This is a genomic window from Arthrobacter sp. Leaf141 (assembly GCF_001424565.1).
In the GTDB taxonomy this organism is placed as follows: Bacteria; Actinomycetota; Actinomycetes; order Actinomycetales; family Micrococcaceae; genus Arthrobacter.
Window position 1 is genome coordinate 601,458 of the sequence record NZ_LMOL01000005.1, and the last position, 16,148, is coordinate 617,605.

Sequence of the window (16,148 nt, forward strand, 5' to 3'; positions counted from 1 at the left end):
TTACCAGCCGGGCCAGGGCCCGGCGCGCCCTTCCGGTTGGACTGATCCGTACGGGCAGCAGCCCGCTGCGGCTCCCGTCCAGCCGAACGGCAACCAGGTGCCCGCCGGCCAGCCCCAGGATGGCAGCGGGCAAAATGCCGGCAATGCCCAGCAGCAGCCTGCCGTGCCCCGCGCCACCACCTACCCGGACCTGCCGGACGGCCGCCCGCAGTATGGCGTCCGCGTGCAACAGCCAACAGGACCGGAGAACGGCCAGCCGGCGCAGCAGCAGGATGCCCACCAGCCCGCCGCGCAGCAGCAGGACGGCCAGCAGCCGGATGCGCAGCAAACCCCCGGCGACCAGCGCCAGGGTGATTCCCGGCAGTAGCCGGACCAGAACAAACAAAGAAGCTCCCGGATCCGTGATCCGGGAGCTTCTTTGTGTTTGCCCGGAGGCAGCCGCAGGGGGCCGGGCGCCGGACTTAGTTGCCGGCGTCGGCCTCGCGGTAGATGCCTGCCATCCAGTCTTCGACGTCCTCGGCCTTGCGGGGCAGGGCAGCGCTGAGGTTCACCGGACCGTCCGCTGTCATCAGGATGTCGTCCTCGATCCGGACGCCGATGCCGCGGTATTCGGCGGGAATGGCCAGGTCCTCGTTCTTGAAGTAGAGGCCCGGTTCAATGGTGAAGACCATGCCCTCCGTGAGGATGCCGTCCAGGTAGAGTTCCCGCTTGGCCTGTGCGCAGTCGTGGACGTCCAGGCCCAGGTGGTGGCTGGTGCCGTGCGGCATCCACCGGCGGTGCTGCTGGCCTTCGGGGCTGATGGCTTCCTCGACGGAAACGGGCAGCAGGCCCCAGCTGGCCAGGCGTTCGGCCAGGACGGTGGTGGCGGCGGTGTGGATTTCCCGGAACCGGGTTCCGGGCCGGGCAGCAGCGAAGCCGGCGTCGGCGGCGTCGAGGACTGCTTCGTAGACCTTGCGCTGGATCTCCGTGAACGTGCCGTTGGCGGGGAGGGTGCGGGTGATGTCAGCGGTGTAGAGGGAGTCGGCCTCGACGCCGGCGTCCAGCAGCAGGAGTTCGCCGGCGGAGACCGTGCCGGTGTTGCGGGTCCAGTGCAGCACTGTGGCGTTGTTGCCGGCAGCGGCAATCGTGTCGTAGCCCAGCTCGTTGCCCACTTCGCGGGCGCGGGCGAAGAAGGCGCCTTCCACCACACGCTCGCCGCGGGCGTGGGTCAGTGCGCGGGGCAGCGACTTGACCACTTCCTCGAACCCTTCAACGGTGGCGGCCACGGCCACCTCCATCTGTTCGATCTCCCAGGCGTCCTTGATCAGGCGCACCTCGGACAGGGCCTCGCTGAGCTTTTCGTCCAGGGCGTCGAGGGCACCCATATCCAGGTTGTCCGGATCCTTGGCCGTGTTGTACCGGGCCGTGTCCACCAGGGCGTCAATGTTCTCGTCCACCTTGCGGACCAGGCGGATGGAGGTGCCGCCGATCTCCGGCGCTCCTACGTTTTTGGTGATGGCGCTTTCGAGCCCGTCAAGGTGGGCTGTTGCCAGGCCCAGGCGGGCCTCGAATTCCGCGAGGGTGGGGCGGGCGCCGATCCAGAACTCACCGGAGCGCGAGTCGGCGTAGAACTGTTCCGTGTCCCGCCCGGCCAGGGGACGGAAGTAGAGCGTCGCCCGGTGCGTGCCGCCGTCGTCGCCCGTTCCTTCGGCAACAGGGTCCAGGATCAGGACGGCGTCCGGCTCGTGGTCCAGGCCCAGGCCGGTGAGGTGGGCGAACCCGGAATGCGGGCGGAACCGGTAATCGCAGTCATTCGAGCGGACCTTCGGCGGCCCGGCAGGGATGACCAGGCGCTCGCCCGGGAACTGCGCGGAGACGGTTTTGCGCCGGGTTGCGGCGAAACCGGCCACGGCGTCGCGGCCGGGCAGATCCTTGCTGGCGGGCGCCCAGTTGCTGGCCATAAAGGCCTTGAAGGCGTCCGAAACGGGGCGCTGCGAGCGGTTGTTGACGCGCTCGTCCAGGGGCTGGGAAGCAGAATTTTGGGTGTTATCGGCATCGTTCACGGGACCATCGTCTCACCAGCGTCCCGGCGACGCGAACAGGCGCCGGCCCCGGCGCGGGCCGGCTGGGCGGCCGGTCTACTAGGCTGGAGCGGTGAGGATCGACATGCACGCCCACTCCAATGTCTCCGACGGCACCGAAACGCCCGCCGACGTGATGGCATCCGCTGCCCGCGCCGGCTTGGATGTGGTGGCCTTGACGGACCACGATTCCACGTCCGGCTGGGCCGAGGCAGCCGCCGCCGTTGCCGGGTGCGGCGTGGCCCTGGTCCCCGGCATGGAGGTTTCCTGCCGGACGGACCGTGGGGTGAGCGTCCACCTGCTGAGCTACCTGCACGACCCGTTGCACCCTGGCCTGCTTGAGGAGATCACCAAGGCCAAGGAGTCACGGTTGACCCGGGCCGAACGGATGGTCACGCTGTTGGCCGAGGATTATCCGTTGACGTGGGACGACGTCATCCATCATGTGGCTCCGGGGGCCACACTGGGGCGCCCGCACATCGCTGACGCACTGGTGGCCGCCGGCGTTGTGGCGGACCGGTCGGAGGCGTTCGCGTCCATCCTGACTTCCCGTTCCCGCTACTTCATGCCCCATTACGCACCGGACCCGGCCACTGCTGTGGCACTGGTCCGTGCTGCAGGCGGTGTCCCGGTCTTCGCCCACCCGGTGGCGTCCGGCCGCGGCCGGATTGTGGGGGAGCAGACGTACCGGGACATGATCGACGCCGGCCTGGCGGGCGTGGAGATCGACCACCGGGACAATCCTGAAGAGGGACGCGAATTCCTCCGTGGCCTCGCTGCCCGGCACGACCTTTTGGTCACCGGATCCTCGGACTACCACGGCACCGGCAAGCCCAACCTGCTGGGTGAGAACGTGACGAGCCCCGAGGTCCTGGCCCGGATCGAGTCGCAGGCCACGGGGACCGCCGTCGTGCGCCCCTGACCCGCCCGGCCTTTCCCAACTGACTCGCAGTTGTTGTCGTTTTGGGCGCTCAAAACGACAACAAGTGCGAGCTAGTTGGGTGGGTGGGACGTGAAGGTGGCGTGCGCACCCAACCGCTTGGCCATCACGTCGATGGCCGGCTGGTTCTGGTCCACGCAGACAAACTTCCGCCCCAGCTTTGCCGCCACAGCGCCGAGCGTCCCTGACCCGGCAAAGAAGTCCAGGCACCAGTCCCCGGGCCTGCTGGAGGCTGCCACCACACGGCGGATCAACCCCTCGGGCTTCTGCGTGGGGTAGCCGGTCTTTTCCTTGCCGGTGGGCGAGACGATCGTGTGCCACCACACGTCCGTGGGCAGCTTGCCCAGTTCACGTTTGGCGGGAGTGACCAGCCCGGGCGCCATGTACGGCTCCCGGTCCACCTCGGCGCTGTCGAAGTGGTACTTGGCAGGGTTTTTGACGTACACGAGGATGTTGTCGTGCTTGGTGGGCCAGCGGTTTTTGGCGCGGGCGCCGTAATCGTAGGCCCAGATGATTTCGTTCAGGAAGCACTCCCGACCGAAAATCGAATCGAGCATCACCTTGGCGTAGTGCACCTCGCGGTAGTCAAGGTGCAGGTACAGGGTGCCGTCGTCGGCCAGCAGGCGCCAGGCCTCGAGCAGCCGCGGTTCCAGGAACGACCAGTAGTCGCTGAACGCGTCGTCGTAGCTGTGCAGGGCGCCCTTGATCGTGTCGTAGGAGCGGCCCTTGAACCCAACGCGGTCGCCGGTGCCGTCCAGCGACGCCACCATTTTGGTTTCCTGGCGCCGCTGCGCCCGGCCCGTGTTGAACGGCGGATCCACATAGATCAGCGTGAAGGCGCCGGCCGGCAGCGACGGGAGGTACACGGAATTTTCCGCGTGCACCACCAGGCTGCCGCCGTCCGGCGCCCAAAGCGTGTTCGTCATGGAGGGTTTTAGCCCTCGGCGCTGCCGGACTGGGCAGCGTCACCCACAACTTCACCGTTGCGGCGGCGGGTCCGGGTCCGGTTGCGGCGGGCACGCGAGGGCTGGTCGGCGCCGTCGGCAGCAGGTTCGCCTGCCGCTTCGGACGGACGACGGCGGCTTCCGCCTTCGTGGCCTGCCGCGCCGGCGCTGCGGGCGCCTTCGCCGTTGCTGTCCTGGCTGCCGGAACGGGCGGGGCGGCCCCTGCGGGTGCGGTCGCGGTCGCGGCCGTCGCCGGCCTGATCGGCCGAGGTGGCGCGGTCAGCCTGGCCGGCGGCCTGGACGCCCGCCTCGACGGGTGCTTCGGCGGTGCGGCCGGCGTTCGTGGACCGTCCGCCGGACCTGCTCGAGTCACCGGAGCGGCTGGAGTCGCTGGAGCGACCTGAATCGTTGGAGCGTCCACCGGACCGGCCTGAATCGCTGGAGCGTCCGCCGGAGCGGCCGGAGTCGCTGGAACGTCCGCCTTCGCGGCGGCCGCCGGCGTTCTTCTTGCCGGTCTCGCCCAGGTCTTCGAGGACCTCGGCATCCACACCGGCCAGAGTGCGCTTGTCGCGGGGCAGCCGGCCCTTGGTGCCTTCGGGGATGTCCAGGTCCTCGTACAGGTGCGGGGAGGAGGAGTAGGTTTCGATCGGTTCGGGAACGCTCAGGCCCAGTGCCTTGTTGATCAGGCCCCAGCGGGGCATGTCGTCCCAGTCCACAAATGTCACGGCGGTGCCCTTGTTGCCGGCGCGGCCGGTGCGGCCCACACGGTGCAGGTAGATCTTTTCGTCCTCGACGCACTGGTAGTTGATCACGTGCGTGACATCGTCAACATCGATGCCGCGGGCAGCGACATCGGTGGCCACCAGGACGTCCACCTTGTTGTTGCGGAACGCACGGAGCGCCTGTTCACGGGCGCCCTGGCCCAGGTCGCCGTGGATGGCTGCAGCGGCAAAGCCGCGGTCCACCAGTTCCTCGGAAACCTTGGCGGCGGTGCGCTTGGTTTTGGTGAAGATGATGGTCCGGCCGCGGCCGCGGGACTGCAGGATCCGGGCCACCACCTCGATCTTGTCCATGGCGTGGGCGCGGTAGATGAGCTGGCGGATGTCGCGCTTGGTCAGGCCCTCATCGTCCGGGTCAGCGGCCCGGATGTGGGTGGGCTGGGTCATGTAGCGGCGGGCCATGGCGATGACCGGTCCGGGCATGGTGGCGGAGAACAGCAGCGTCTGGCGGACGGCGGGGGTGCCGGCGATGAGGGTTTCAACGTCCGGCAGGAAGCCGAGGTCCAGCATCTCGTCAGCCTCGTCCAGGATCACGATGCGGACGTTCTTCAGGCTCAGGTGCTTCTGCTTGTAAAGGTCGATCAGGCGGCCGGGGGTGCCCACCACAATCTCGACACCCTTCTGCAGCGCATCCACCTGGGGCTCGTAGGCACGGCCGCCGTAGATGGTGGCGATGCGCGCGTTGCGTTTGCGGGATGCGGTCTCGAGGTCGCTGGCCACCTGCACGGCGAGCTCGCGCGTGGGCACGATCACCAGGGCCTGCGGGGCGCCGGGGACAGGCAGCTTGTCGAAGCCTGCATCATCGCGGCCCACCACACGCTGGAGCGCGGGAATACCGAAGCCCAGGGTTTTGCCGGTGCCGGTCTTGGCCTGGCCGATGATGTCGTGGCCGGACAGTGCCACCGGCAGGGTCATGGCCTGGATGGGGAAGGGGTGGGTGATCCCGGCGTCGGCCAGGGACTCGACGATGTCGGCGCGGACGTTGTAGTCGGCGAACGACTTTTCTTCGATTTCGTGCGGCTTTTCGTCCGAAATAATGGTTTCTTCGGGCTCGATGGTTTCGGTGCCGGACTCATCGGTCAGAAGCTGGTGCGTGTGCAATTCACTCACAGGGAGTTTCCTTATTCATTTGGGCGAGGGCGCTGCCTGCTCAACGGGCCGGCCTGGGCCGTTCCGGAGCACGCTCGAAGCGCGCAAGCAATTCCAGTGGAAGCCGATCGCGGGCTATCTAAATGCTGGCACTGGTGACCAGCGGGTCAATCTCAAGATCGCGTAGGGGCGGGCTTGTTGGTTTCAAATCAAGGAAATCAACGACCGGGCATCCGTTTCTACTTTTCCAGTCTAACGGCACGGGCCCGGGAACCCGGCTTTGGTGCCCCGCGGCGAACCGTCAGGCTCCGGCCACCAGCTCAAAATGGACTTTACGGGCGGCGATATCCGAGGAGACCAGCCGGACCCGGACCTTGGTGCCGGACTTCAGCTCTCCGGCGCAGCGGGCGGTGACCGCGGGCTCGGCGATCTGGATGGTGCCTGATCCGCCGTTCCCGTTCTTCCCATTGCCGCCGCCGTTTCCATTGCCGCCGTCCCTGGCCGGCTTCGAACCGGCAATCACTACCGCGTCGAATTCCTGCCCCACATGGTTGACCAGCAGTGCAGCCTCCACAGTGTCCAGGGCCATGCGTTCCATCCGGGATGCCAGCTGGTCGGAGCCGGCCATGACCTCGGGGAGGGAAGGCAGCGCCTCCCGCGCCCAGCCGGGGACGTCCCGGCCGTTGCTCAGGGCCTCGCAGATCACCAGCACAAAACGGTCCACCAGGCGGCGCAGGGGAGCAGTGGTGTGGGCGTACGCGGCGCCGATGGCGGACTGGACAACGTTTTCCGGCACGGTCCCGTCAAAGGCTGTATATGCAGCACCACGGAACAGCATGCCCGCCGAATGCAGGATGGCCAGTTGGCGGGGTTCGGCCGCGTCCAGGGTGCGCAGGTACTCGCCGTAACTGGTGGTCCCGTCCCATGGTTTCCCGAGGGCCTCGGTCTGCAGCCGGAAGTGGTGCAGCGACCGCTCGTCGGGGGCCGGCATGGTGCGCAGGATTCCCACCTTTCCGGCCAGCATCAGCTGCGCCGCAGCCATCCCGGTCATCAGCGAGATCTGCGCGTTCCAGTCCTCCACGGGCAGTTGCGGTGCGGCGGCAATCCGGTAGCCGCCGTCGGGCAGCTGGACAATCTCCTGCTCGGGCATGTTCAGGCTGGCGCCGCCCCGGAGCCGCTCCAGCTCCACCCGTTTCAGTCCCACTTCCTTGAGCAGCTCCAGCACCGGGCCCGCTGTGCCGGCATCCAGGTCCGCCTGCGCGCCCATGTAGCTGAGTTTCTCCCGGCTGCGGACCCGTGCACGCCGTACGGTCACGGACGTAACTCCTGCGCGGGCGTCCAGCCGGAAGTCCCAGACAAACGCCGGGCACTCCTGGTCCGGCAGCAGGCTGCCGGCCGCTTCACTGATCACCTCGGGGTGCAGCGGGATCCGCCCGTTGGGGGCGTAAAATGTCTGGCCGCGGCGCCAGGTCTCGGCGTCCAGGGGCCCGCCGGGGGCGACGAAAGCGGGCACATCGGCGATGGCATACAGCACGTGGTACCCGTCGCCGTCGCGCTCCATAAAGACCGCCTGGTCCAGGTCAGTGGAGGACGCCGGGTCAATGGTGACGAATTCAATGCCGGTCAGGTCCTCGCCCGGCAGCTGCAGGGCCGCCACGGCGGCCTCGGCATCGTGGACGGCATCAGCCGGATATTTGCCGGGCAGCTCCAGCTCGACCCGAAGCTCACTGAGGGCGGCTTCGAGCGCGTTGTTGTGTTCGTGGACCTGGGGTGCAAGCCGGTGATGTGGCACGTTGCCCAGCGTAGCCCGGTTTTTTCCGAACGGGCAGGGACGCTGCCGCTACGCGTCCGCGGATTCCAACGCGCTGCGCAGGGAAGCCGCGGCTGCTGCGGGGTCAGGGGCATCGGTAATGGCGCGGACCACCACCACCCGGCGGGCCCCGGCGGCCAGCACCTCACCGATGTTGCCGTGGTCCACGCCGCCGATCGCGAACCAGGGAACGTCGTCGCCGGCTGCGGCCGCAGCGTAGCGCACCAAGTCGAGTCCGACGGCGGCCCGGCCGGGTTTGGTGGGCGTGGCCCAGACGGGCCCCACGCAGAAGTAGTCCAGCGCCGCAGGTCCCGCGGCTGCCGCGAGGGCCGCGTCCACCTGGTCCGGGGTGTGGCTGGACAAGCCGATGGCGGCGTTGCCGTTGAGCAGGGTGCGGGCGGCGGGCAGCGGCAGGTCCTTCTGGCCGATGTGGAAAACCGGGGCGCCGGACAGGACTGCGACGTCGGCCCTGTCGTTGACAGCCCAGAGCCGGCCATGCCGGACTGCGGCTTCCTTCAGTACGGCCAGGAGCTCCAGCTCTTCGGCCGCCTCGATGCTTTTGTCGCGAAGCTGGATGATGTCCACCCCACCGGCAAACGCCGCGTCGACGAACCGGGCAAAGTCGCCTCGGTCCTTCCGGGCATCGGTGCACAGGTACAGCCGTGCTGCATGGAGCGCGGCCGCGCCGGGAGCGGTGGCCAGGGGATCAGCGGCGGCAGGGGAGTGGGTCACATTCATGGCTGCCAGCCTAGTTCCTCTAGACTGGCCGGGTACTGCGGGAGCCCGCGGCAGCTGTCACAAAGCGCCGGGCTGAGAGGGCGTCAGAGCCGACCGCTTGACCTGATCCGGGTAATGCCGGCGTAGGGAAGGAGACACATGGGCGCCCTGCCTGCTACCCCCGGTGACCGCCCGCACGGCGCGTTGGAAGCCGACGTTGCAGTGATTGGCGGCGGCGTGATTGGCCACAGCATCGCCTGGGAGGCATACCGCTCCGGCCGGTCCGTGCTCCTGATCGATGATGCGCCGGGCGCCGGTGCCAGCTGGGCCGCCGCCGGAATGCTGGCGCCGGTAAGCGAGCTGCATTACCAGGAAGAGGACCTCCTGGAGCTGATGCTTGCGGCCGCCGCCCTCTGGCCCGGTTTCGCCGCGGATCTCGCCGTCACCGGCGGGGACCCCGGATACCTCACGACGCCGACCCTTGCCGTAGGCGCCGACGCCGCCGACCGCCGGGCGTTGATGGACCTGCGCGCTGTGCAGCAGGCGAACGGCTTGACAGTGGAACCGCTCACCATCCGGGAGGCCCGCCGCCGGGAGCCATTGCTGGGCCCCGCCATCGCCTGCGCCTTCGATACTCCGGCAGACCACCAGGTGGATCCGCGGCTTCTGCTGGCCAGCATGCGGCGGGCGCTCGCCGGCGATCCGTTTGCGGTACCGGCCAAGGCCAGCGGCTTGCTGTGGGAAGACGGTGCCGTCGCAGGTGTGCAGCTCGCCGGCGGCGGGACGGTCCGGGCGGTCGAAACCGTGGTGGCCAACGGGCTGCAGGCGGCAGCACTGGGTGGCCTTCCCCCTGGGCTGCGTCTGCCGTTGCGGCCGGTACACGGCGACATCCTGCGGCTCGCCGTGCCACAGCACCTGCGCCCACTGCTGGGCTCCACCGTCCGCGGCCTGGTCCACGGCGTCCCCGTCTACATCGTGCCGCGGCAGGACGGCACGGTGGTGATCGGCGCCACCCAGCGCGAGGATGCCCTGGCCGGCCCCACCGCGGTCTCCGCGGGTGGGGTGTATCAGCTTCTGCGGGACGCCCAGGCCCTGGTGCCTGCCGTTGCCGAGCTCGAGCTGCTGGAGAGCACCGCCCGGGCACGGCCCGGCACTCCGGACAACGCTCCCCTCCTGGGCCGGGTGCCTGCACCGGACGGCACCGGCGCGGACACGGGCTTCGGGATGGCCGCGCACGTGCCGGGCCTGATCATTGCCACCGGCTTCTTCCGCCACGGCATCCTCCTGGCCCCCGCAGCCGCAGCCATCTGCCGCGACCTGATGGACGGTCACGCTGATCCCCGTTGGGCACCCTTCAACCCAGCCCGGTTCTCCGGTTTTGCCCCTCACCTTCCCCGCACCATCAAGGAGACAGCATGAACATCACCCTGAACGGAACTCCGCATGCGGTGGTGGACAGCGCGTCCATCAGCATGCTGGTCAGCCAGGTCACCGGCCGCGTCCTCGCAGCCAATGGGCAGGCCGCCGACGGCGCACGGCTGGGGGTGGCGGTGGCGCAGAACGCCCAGGTGGTGCCGCGCAGCCAATGGTCCGCCACGGCGCTCGCGGACGGCGACGACGTTGAACTCGTCACGGCAGTCCAGGGCGGTTAGGGCCATGACCAACACCAACACCGAACAGCTGAACCAGGCCGGTGGCACTGGCAGCGATGACCTGGTCATTGACGGCGTCGCCCTGGCCTCGCGGCTCATTATGGGCACCGGTGGCGCCCCCAGCCTCGACGGGCTCGGAGCCGCCCTGATCGCTTCCGGGACGGCCCTGACCACCGTGGCCATGCGCCGGTACTCCACGGCAGAAACCGGCTCGCTGTTCCAGCTGCTGGTGGACCACGGCATCCGGGTCCTGCCCAACACCGCCGGCTGTTTCACCGCCCGCGACGCCGTCCTGACCGCCGAACTGGCCCGCGAGGCACTGGAGACGGACTGGGTGAAACTCGAAGTCATCGCCGACGAACACACGCTGCTGCCGGACGCCGTGGAACTGGTGGATGCCACGGAACAGCTGGTTAACCGCGGCTTCAAGGTGTTTGCCTACACCAACGATGACCCCGTCCTGGCCCTGCGGCTGGAGAACCTCGGAGCCGCCGCGGTGATGCCGCTGGGCTCACCGATCGGCACCGGCCTGGGCATCCTCAACCCCCACAACATCGAACTGATTGTTTCCCGCGCCTCGGTGCCGGTGGTGCTGGACGCCGGAATCGGGACGGCATCCGATGCTGCCTTGGCCATGGAGCTGGGCTGCGATGCCGTGCTGCTGGCCACGGCCGTGACCCGCGCCCAGAACCCGGTCCTGATGGGGGAGGCCTTCAAACACGCTGTCAAAGCCGGCAGGATGGCCGCAGCGGCCGGCCGGATCCCGCGCCGGGAACATGCGTTGGCTTCCTCAGCCATGGCCGGCCGGGCCGAATTCCTCTAAGCCGGCTGCCGACGTGGGACGCCCTTAAAGTCCTGTGGCCACCACCTCAACGGGTGGTGGCCACAGGACTTTGGCTTGGCGTCAGCGCCGCAGCACCGCGGTGAGCCTATCGGTGTCCTGCCGGGCCCGGGTAGAGCCCAGGTAAACGGCGGCGGCCACGGCGCCGGCAGCCCCCAGCACGATGGGCAGGACCCACGGCAGCCAGGTCAGGCCGGGAAGGTACCCGAAGCCCGCAGCCATCAGGATGAGCCAGGCAAGGGCCGCGACGCTTACCGAAACGCCGGCGGGCAGGCCTGCCCCGTACTTGGCATGGCGTTTGTCATTGGCCCACACGATTAACCCCACCGCGACGGCGGCCAGGACAACGATGGTCAGCGAAAGCATGGGGCTCCTTTATTACCTTGCAGGCAGCGCGTCAGAACTGGCCGAAACCGACCCGGCGGGCTTCTTCGGCACCGATTTCCACGTAGGCGAGGGCCTTGCCGGGAACAATGACCAGACGGCCCTTTTCATCCTTCAGGCGCAACTCGGTGCCTTTGGTGATGGCCTCTTCCACAACCTTGGCCACCGAATCCGCGTCCTGCGTGGATTCCAGCACAATTTCGCGGCCAACATTCTGAATGCCGATCTTAATTTCCACAGGGGGCCTCCCAGCCAGTCAAAGTTCGTTGCTGATGTCTCCTTTGTAGTCTAGGACTCTTTGGGGAAGCGAGAGATTCCGCGCCAAGCTAAACGGTAGATCAGGTCGCTGGCCACATTGAGGTCCAGGTTTCCGTCCGTTTCAAGCCAGTACCGGGCGCTGACCTGCGCCATTCCGGCGAGGCCGCGGCCCAGGAGCTCAGCTTCCAGGTGCGGAAGCTTGGTGTCCTCGGCGATGACGTGCGCGATGGCGTCGGCAAAGGTCCTGTTAAAGGTTTCCAGCCGGGAACTGACGTCCGGATCGTTGATCAGGTCCGATTCGAAAACCAGCCGGTGGGCCTGGTCATCGCTGGCGATGAACTGGAAGTAGGCACGCATCACCGCCTGGACACGCTCGTCGTTGTCGGTGGTGGAGTTCAAGGCACCCATCATCAACGCGGTGAGGGAGGTCAGGTGGCTGTCCAGGAGAGCCAGGTACAGCTCCCGTTTGGAGGGGAAGTGCTGGTACAGCACCGGCTTGCTGACATGGGCCGTTTCGGCGATCTCGTCCATGGCGGCGCCGTGGTAGCCGTTGGCCACAAAAACTTCCTGCGCTGCTGAAAGGAGTTGGGCGCGCCGCTCGTCCCGGGGGAGCCGGGCGGAGCGCTGGCCTGCAGGGCGCGGGGAGGTGGGCGGAGCTTCGGCGTTCGGGTGATCAGCCCGTGCATCAGGGACCACGGTTGTCCCTCCTTCCATTGCAGTTACATAGACACTTTACTGCCGGGTAATATGACCGCGCGGTATCCCGGGGCATACATTGAAGTATGGCTTCGATGTTCACCGCAAATGTGTCAGCAGAAACCCTTGAACCGCTGGTGGAACCCGCGGCAGGGCTCAGCGCTGAAGAGGTGGAGCGCTACTCGCGGCACCTGATCATTCCGGAGATCGGCGCGCTGGGCCAGCGCCGGCTCAAAAATGCCAAAGTGCTGGTTATTGGCGCGGGCGGACTCGGTTCCCCCGCACTGCTGTACCTGGCGGCTGCCGGGGTGGGGACCCTGGGCATCGTTGATGATGACGCCGTGGACCTCAGCAATTTGCAGCGCCAGGTCATCCATGGTGTGGCGGACGTGGGGCGGCCAAAGATCGAGTCCGCCCGGGACGCCATCGTGGAGCTGAACCCACTGGTGGACGTCCGGCTCCACAACGTCCGGCTGGATGCATCCAACGCCCTGGAGCTGTTTGCCGGCTACGACCTCATCCTTGACGGCGCGGACAACTTCGCTACGCGTTACCTGGTGAACGACGCCGCAGCCATCCTGGGAAAACCCTACGTGTGGGGGTCCATTTTCCGTTTCGACGGCCAGGTCAGCGTCTTCTGGGAGAAGCACGGACCCACCTACCGGGATCTCTACCCCGAAGCCCCGCCCGCCGGGTCAGTGCCCTCCTGCGGTGAGGGCGGCGTCTTCGGGATGTTGTGCGCAGCCGTGGGTTCCCTGATGGTGACCGAAGCGGTCAAGCTGATTACCGGCGTCGGGCGTTCACTGCTGGGCCGGGTGGCGCTGTTCGACGCGCTGGGCGGCAGCTGGCGCGAAATCCGGGTGTCCAAGGACCCGGCCGCGGAGCCCATCACCGAACTGGTGGATTATGACGCGTTCTGCGGCATCACCCCCGACGTTCCCACGGACACCGAGCACACTGTCACCGCCACCCAGCTGGCCTCCATGCTGGCCTCACGGAAGGCCGGGCTCCGGGACTTCGAGCTGGTGGACGTGCGGGAATCCGGTGAGTACGACATTGTCCGGATCGAGGGCGCGGTACTGGTGCCGCAGGGCCGGATCCTGGCCGGGGAAGCCTGGGGCGAGCTTCCGCAGGACAAGGACATTGTGTTCCACTGCAAGGCCGGGACCAGGTCCGCCAATGTGCTGGCCGCGGCCCGGAAAGCCGGTTACCAGCGCGTCAGCCACCTTGACGGCGGCATCCTGTCCTGGGTCCGCGACGTTGAGCCCAACAAGCCGGTCTACTGACCCCGTTGCGCTATCACCTCTGGTCGCCATAAGGGCCCGCAGGGGACCATAAGTGATAGGGCAACGCGGGGGTGCGGGGCGGGTCAGGCGGTTTCGAGGCCCTGGTGACTCTGGTGACGCTGGTGGTCCTGCCGGCCCTGATGGTCCACGGGGCATTCGGCCTGCGCGGCCTGCGCTGCGGGCTGGTCCACCGTGATGCCGTAGAGCGCCTCCAGGGCGGCCACGTACTCGTCCTGCTGGCCGTTGGCGGCGAGTTCCCGTGCCCGGACGGTGGGGACGTGCAGGAGCTGCTTCACCATGCGGCGGAGCGCGAACTCGACCTCTTCAGCAGCTGCCGTGCAGCCGTGCCGGGCCCGGACCTTTTCCATTTCGGCGTCCAGGACGTTCATGGTGTGCCGGCGGAGGGCAACGATCGCCGAATCGACGGAGCGTGCCTCGCGTTCCTGCTCGAAGGCGCTGGCGGCAGTCCTGACAATCCCGCTGGCCTGGGCCAGGGATTCGGCCTGTTCCTGCGGCGCCGCGAGGCGCACGGATTCCAGGGTGAGCAGTTCCACGCCGTCGAGTTCTCCGACGGCGGGGTCGAAGTCATGTGTCAGGGCAAGGTCGATGGCGATCAGCGGCTGCGGGGAGCCGGCGCGGACCTGCGCCAGTTCGTCGGCTTCAACGCGGGTATCCGAGCCGCTGCAGCCGATCATGACGTCAGCCGCGGCGACCGCGGAACGCAGGGAATCGGCGTCGAGGGCCGTGCCTCCGCGGGTGGCTACAAACCCTTCGGCGCGCCCGGACGAGGAGAAAACCGAGATATCGGTGCAGCCGCGTTCGCGAAGCAGCGCCATGGTGGCGCCGGCATAGGCGCCGGTACCGAAGACGACGACTTTTTTGGCGGCCCAGCCGGGGTTTTCGGAGAGGTCGGTGGCCAGGTCCAGCGCCACGGAGACGATGGAGAGGCCCCGGGAGCCCAAGGCGGTCTGCGCGCCGACGTCCTTGGCGGTCTTGGAAGCGGCCTGGAAGAGCCGGACCAGGCCGGGGCTGGCGGTGCCCTCGTGCTGGGCCATGATGAGGGCACGGCGCACCTGGCCGGCAATTTCGCGTTCGCCCACGACGGCGGAATCCAGTCCCGCGCTGACGGCGAACAGGTGCTTGGTCACTTCAGTGCCGGTCCGGGTGCTCAGGGACCGGGAAACGAGCGGTTCGCTAAGCCCACTGGCATCGCTGATCCGGGCCACGAGCGCTGCGCGGGCCGCTTCGACATCATCAGGATGCGGCGCCTCGCCGTAGATTTCGTACCGGTTGCAGGTGGCAAGGACAACCGCACCCGACACTGCCGGCGATCCGGTCAGCATGGATGTAGCGATACCGGAGGAACCGTTGCTCAACTGGGCAACGGTCTCAAGGTCGATGTCGGCGTGTGTAGCCACCAATGAAAAAAGAACCACAACGGACCAATCATAGCTTTTTCGCGGCTCGGTAGAACAACTGCGGCCGCCGGGAAGGGCAGATGGCTGCTGTGATTCCTGCCACGGGGGCTCCTGTCATGGTTTGCGGCGCCTGCCCGCCGTTATCTTTTGCCGCCGATTTTGGGCACAATCGAGAGCATGACTTCCAGCCCTGCCGTGTCCGCTGCCGGCGTCCTAGCGCCAGACCACCCGCTGTTGGATGGCCGCACCACCGATTCCCCGCTGATCACCGCCTACCGTGGCGGCAAGCCGTCCCGCCGTCCCGTCTGGTTCATGCGGCAGGCCGGCCGTTCCCTGCCGGAGTACATGAAGGTCCGCGAAGGCGTGGCAATGCTGGACTCCTGCCTCCGGCCGGAGTTGGCCTCGGAGATCACCCTCCAGCCCGTGCGGCGCCACGACGTGGACGCTGCCATCTTCTTCTCGGACATCGTTATTCCCCTGAAGCTGGCCGGTGTGGGCGTAGACATCGTCCCCGGCGTTGGCCCGGTGCTGGACAAACCGGTCCGGACAGCTGCTGACGTGGCGGCGCTGCCGCAGCTGACGTGGGAGGCCCTGGAGCCCATCCGCGAAGCCGTCCGCCTCACGGTGGCCCAGCTGGGCAAAACCCCGCTGATCGGCTTTGCCGGCGCGCCGTTCACCCTGGCCGCATACATGGTGGAGGGAAAGCCGTCCCGCGACCACCTGGGCCCGCGGACCATGATGCACGCTGACCCAGAAACCTGGAACGCGCTGGCCAACTGGGCAGCTGACGCTTCCGGCATGTTCCTGCAGGCGCAGCTTGAGGCCGGCGCCTCCGCAGCCCAGCTTTTTGATTCCTGGGCCGGTTCGCTGGGCCTGGCCGACTACGAGAAGTACGTTGCCCCCGCCTCGGCCCGCGCCCTGGACCACGTCCGCCACCACGGTGCCCCCCTCATCCACTTCGGCACCGGCACTTCCGAGCTCCTGGTGGCCATGCATAACGTCGGCGTCGACGTCATGGGCGTGGACTACCGGCTGCCCCTGGACGAAGCCAACCGGCGCCTGGGCGGAAGCGTCCCACTGCAGGGGAACATCGATCCTGCCCTGCTGCCCGCCCCGTGGGAGGTACTGGAAGCCCATGTCCGAGAGGTCATCGCCGCCGGCTCCACAGCCCCGGGCCACGTCCTGAACCTGGGCCACGGCGTGCCGCCCGAGACGGATCCGGCAGTCCTGACCCGCGTGGTTGAACTCATCCACTCCATCGCACCGGAGTAGTC

General features: G+C 67.8%; 16 protein-coding genes and 1 riboswitch. Of the genes, 6 read left to right on the top strand and 10 right to left on the bottom strand.

Translation table 11 applies throughout. From position 1 onward, the window contains the following. Both ASF72_RS21220 and ASF72_RS05355 read right to left on the bottom strand, forming a co-directional pair. Nucleotides 1-385: hypothetical protein (locus ASF72_RS21220; protein WP_200933619.1), on the bottom strand; the 385-nt coding region annotated here is incomplete at its 3' end. A 76-nt stretch (nucleotides 386-461) separates the two neighbouring features. Further along, entirely contained in the window at nucleotides 462-2,042 is a 1,581-nt protein-coding gene (locus tag ASF72_RS05355) for an aminopeptidase P family protein (RefSeq protein WP_050685907.1), read from the bottom strand. Nucleotides 2,043-2,133: 91 nt separating this feature from the next. Here ASF72_RS05355 and ASF72_RS05360 point away from each other — a divergent pair, with 91 nt between their 5' ends. Beyond that, entirely contained in the window at nucleotides 2,134-2,982 is an 849-nt protein-coding gene (locus tag ASF72_RS05360) for a PHP domain-containing protein (RefSeq protein ID WP_050685909.1), read from the top strand. Between the two features lie 71 nt (nucleotides 2,983-3,053). On the opposite strand, the gene ASF72_RS05365 is transcribed toward ASF72_RS05360, so the two are convergent. The 4 genes from ASF72_RS05365 to thiE form a co-directional block, all read right to left on the bottom strand. Beyond that, a complete protein-coding gene (locus ASF72_RS05365) occupies nucleotides 3,054-3,926 on the bottom strand; it encodes a DNA-methyltransferase (RefSeq protein WP_056597097.1) in 873 nt (290 codons plus the stop codon). A gap of 8 nt (nucleotides 3,927-3,934) precedes the next feature. Next, a complete protein-coding gene (locus ASF72_RS05370) occupies nucleotides 3,935-5,833 on the bottom strand; it encodes a DEAD/DEAH box helicase (RefSeq protein WP_050685914.1) in 1,899 nt (632 codons plus the stop codon). A gap of 280 nt (nucleotides 5,834-6,113) precedes the next feature. Beyond that, entirely contained in the window at nucleotides 6,114-7,604 is a 1,491-nt protein-coding gene (locus tag ASF72_RS05375) for an RNB domain-containing ribonuclease (RefSeq protein ID WP_056597099.1), read from the bottom strand. 48 nt (nucleotides 7,605-7,652) lie between these two features. Further along, nucleotides 7,653-8,360 carry a thiamine phosphate synthase gene (gene thiE, locus ASF72_RS05380; RefSeq protein ID WP_056597102.1) on the bottom strand — a complete coding sequence of 236 codons (708 nt, stop codon included), beginning with the start codon at nucleotides 8,358-8,360 and terminating at the stop codon, nucleotides 7,653-7,655. 27 nt (nucleotides 8,361-8,387) lie between these two features. Continuing rightward, nucleotides 8,388-8,506, top strand: a riboswitch (TPP riboswitch). Here thiE and thiO point away from each other — a divergent pair. From thiO to ASF72_RS05395, 3 genes are all read left to right on the top strand, one after another. Further along, complete coding sequence (thiO, locus tag ASF72_RS05385; RefSeq protein ID WP_056597105.1) at nucleotides 8,499-9,758, top strand: glycine oxidase ThiO; 1,260 nt, start codon at nucleotides 8,499-8,501, stop codon at nucleotides 9,756-9,758. (Overlaps the previous riboswitch by 8 nt.) Beyond that, the gene (gene thiS, locus ASF72_RS05390; protein ID WP_050685922.1) at nucleotides 9,755-9,991 is read left to right on the top strand and encodes a sulfur carrier protein ThiS; all 237 of its coding nucleotides are present in this window, start codon (nucleotides 9,755-9,757) and stop codon (nucleotides 9,989-9,991) included. The genes thiO and thiS overlap by 4 nt, the downstream gene beginning before the upstream one ends. A 4-nt stretch (nucleotides 9,992-9,995) precedes the next feature. Further along, nucleotides 9,996-10,814 carry a thiazole synthase gene (locus ASF72_RS05395; RefSeq protein ID WP_050685924.1) on the top strand — a complete coding sequence of 273 codons (819 nt, stop codon included), beginning with the start codon at nucleotides 9,996-9,998 and terminating at the stop codon, nucleotides 10,812-10,814. 81 nt (nucleotides 10,815-10,895) lie between these two features. Here the strand turns inward: ASF72_RS05395 and ASF72_RS05400 are convergent, their stop codons facing one another. Genes ASF72_RS05400 through ASF72_RS05410 form a run of 3 tightly spaced genes read right to left on the bottom strand, consistent with a single transcriptional unit; the run spans nucleotide 10,896 to nucleotide 12,170 of the window. After that, a complete protein-coding gene (locus ASF72_RS05400) occupies nucleotides 10,896-11,198 on the bottom strand; it encodes a hypothetical protein (protein WP_056597107.1) in 303 nt (100 codons plus the stop codon). A gap of 31 nt (nucleotides 11,199-11,229) precedes the next feature. Further along, nucleotides 11,230-11,454, bottom strand: coding sequence for a DUF3107 domain-containing protein (locus ASF72_RS05405; protein ID WP_050685980.1), 225 nt, complete (start codon nucleotides 11,452-11,454; stop codon nucleotides 11,230-11,232). A 50-nt stretch (nucleotides 11,455-11,504) separates the two neighbouring features. Further along, entirely contained in the window at nucleotides 11,505-12,170 is a 666-nt protein-coding gene (locus ASF72_RS05410) for a TetR/AcrR family transcriptional regulator (RefSeq protein WP_050685927.1), read from the bottom strand. Nucleotides 12,171-12,256: 86 nt separating this feature from the next. Between ASF72_RS05410 and moeB the strand changes: the two genes are divergently transcribed. Beyond that, nucleotides 12,257-13,456, top strand: a complete 1,200-nt coding sequence (moeB, locus tag ASF72_RS05415; RefSeq protein ID WP_056597109.1) for a molybdopterin-synthase adenylyltransferase MoeB — start codon at nucleotides 12,257-12,259, stop codon at nucleotides 13,454-13,456. A gap of 83 nt (nucleotides 13,457-13,539) precedes the next feature. Here moeB and ASF72_RS05420 read toward each other — a convergent pair whose 3' ends face one another. Then, the gene (locus ASF72_RS05420) at nucleotides 13,540-14,892 is read right to left on the bottom strand and encodes a glutamyl-tRNA reductase (protein ID WP_056597111.1); all 1,353 of its coding nucleotides are present in this window, start codon (nucleotides 14,890-14,892) and stop codon (nucleotides 13,540-13,542) included. A gap of 159 nt (nucleotides 14,893-15,051) precedes the next feature. Between ASF72_RS05420 and hemE the strand changes: the two genes are divergently transcribed. Beyond that, nucleotides 15,052-16,146, top strand: a complete 1,095-nt coding sequence (gene hemE, locus ASF72_RS05425; protein ID WP_050685933.1) for a uroporphyrinogen decarboxylase — start codon at nucleotides 15,052-15,054, stop codon at nucleotides 16,144-16,146. Nucleotides 16,147-16,148: the final 2 nt, after the last annotated feature.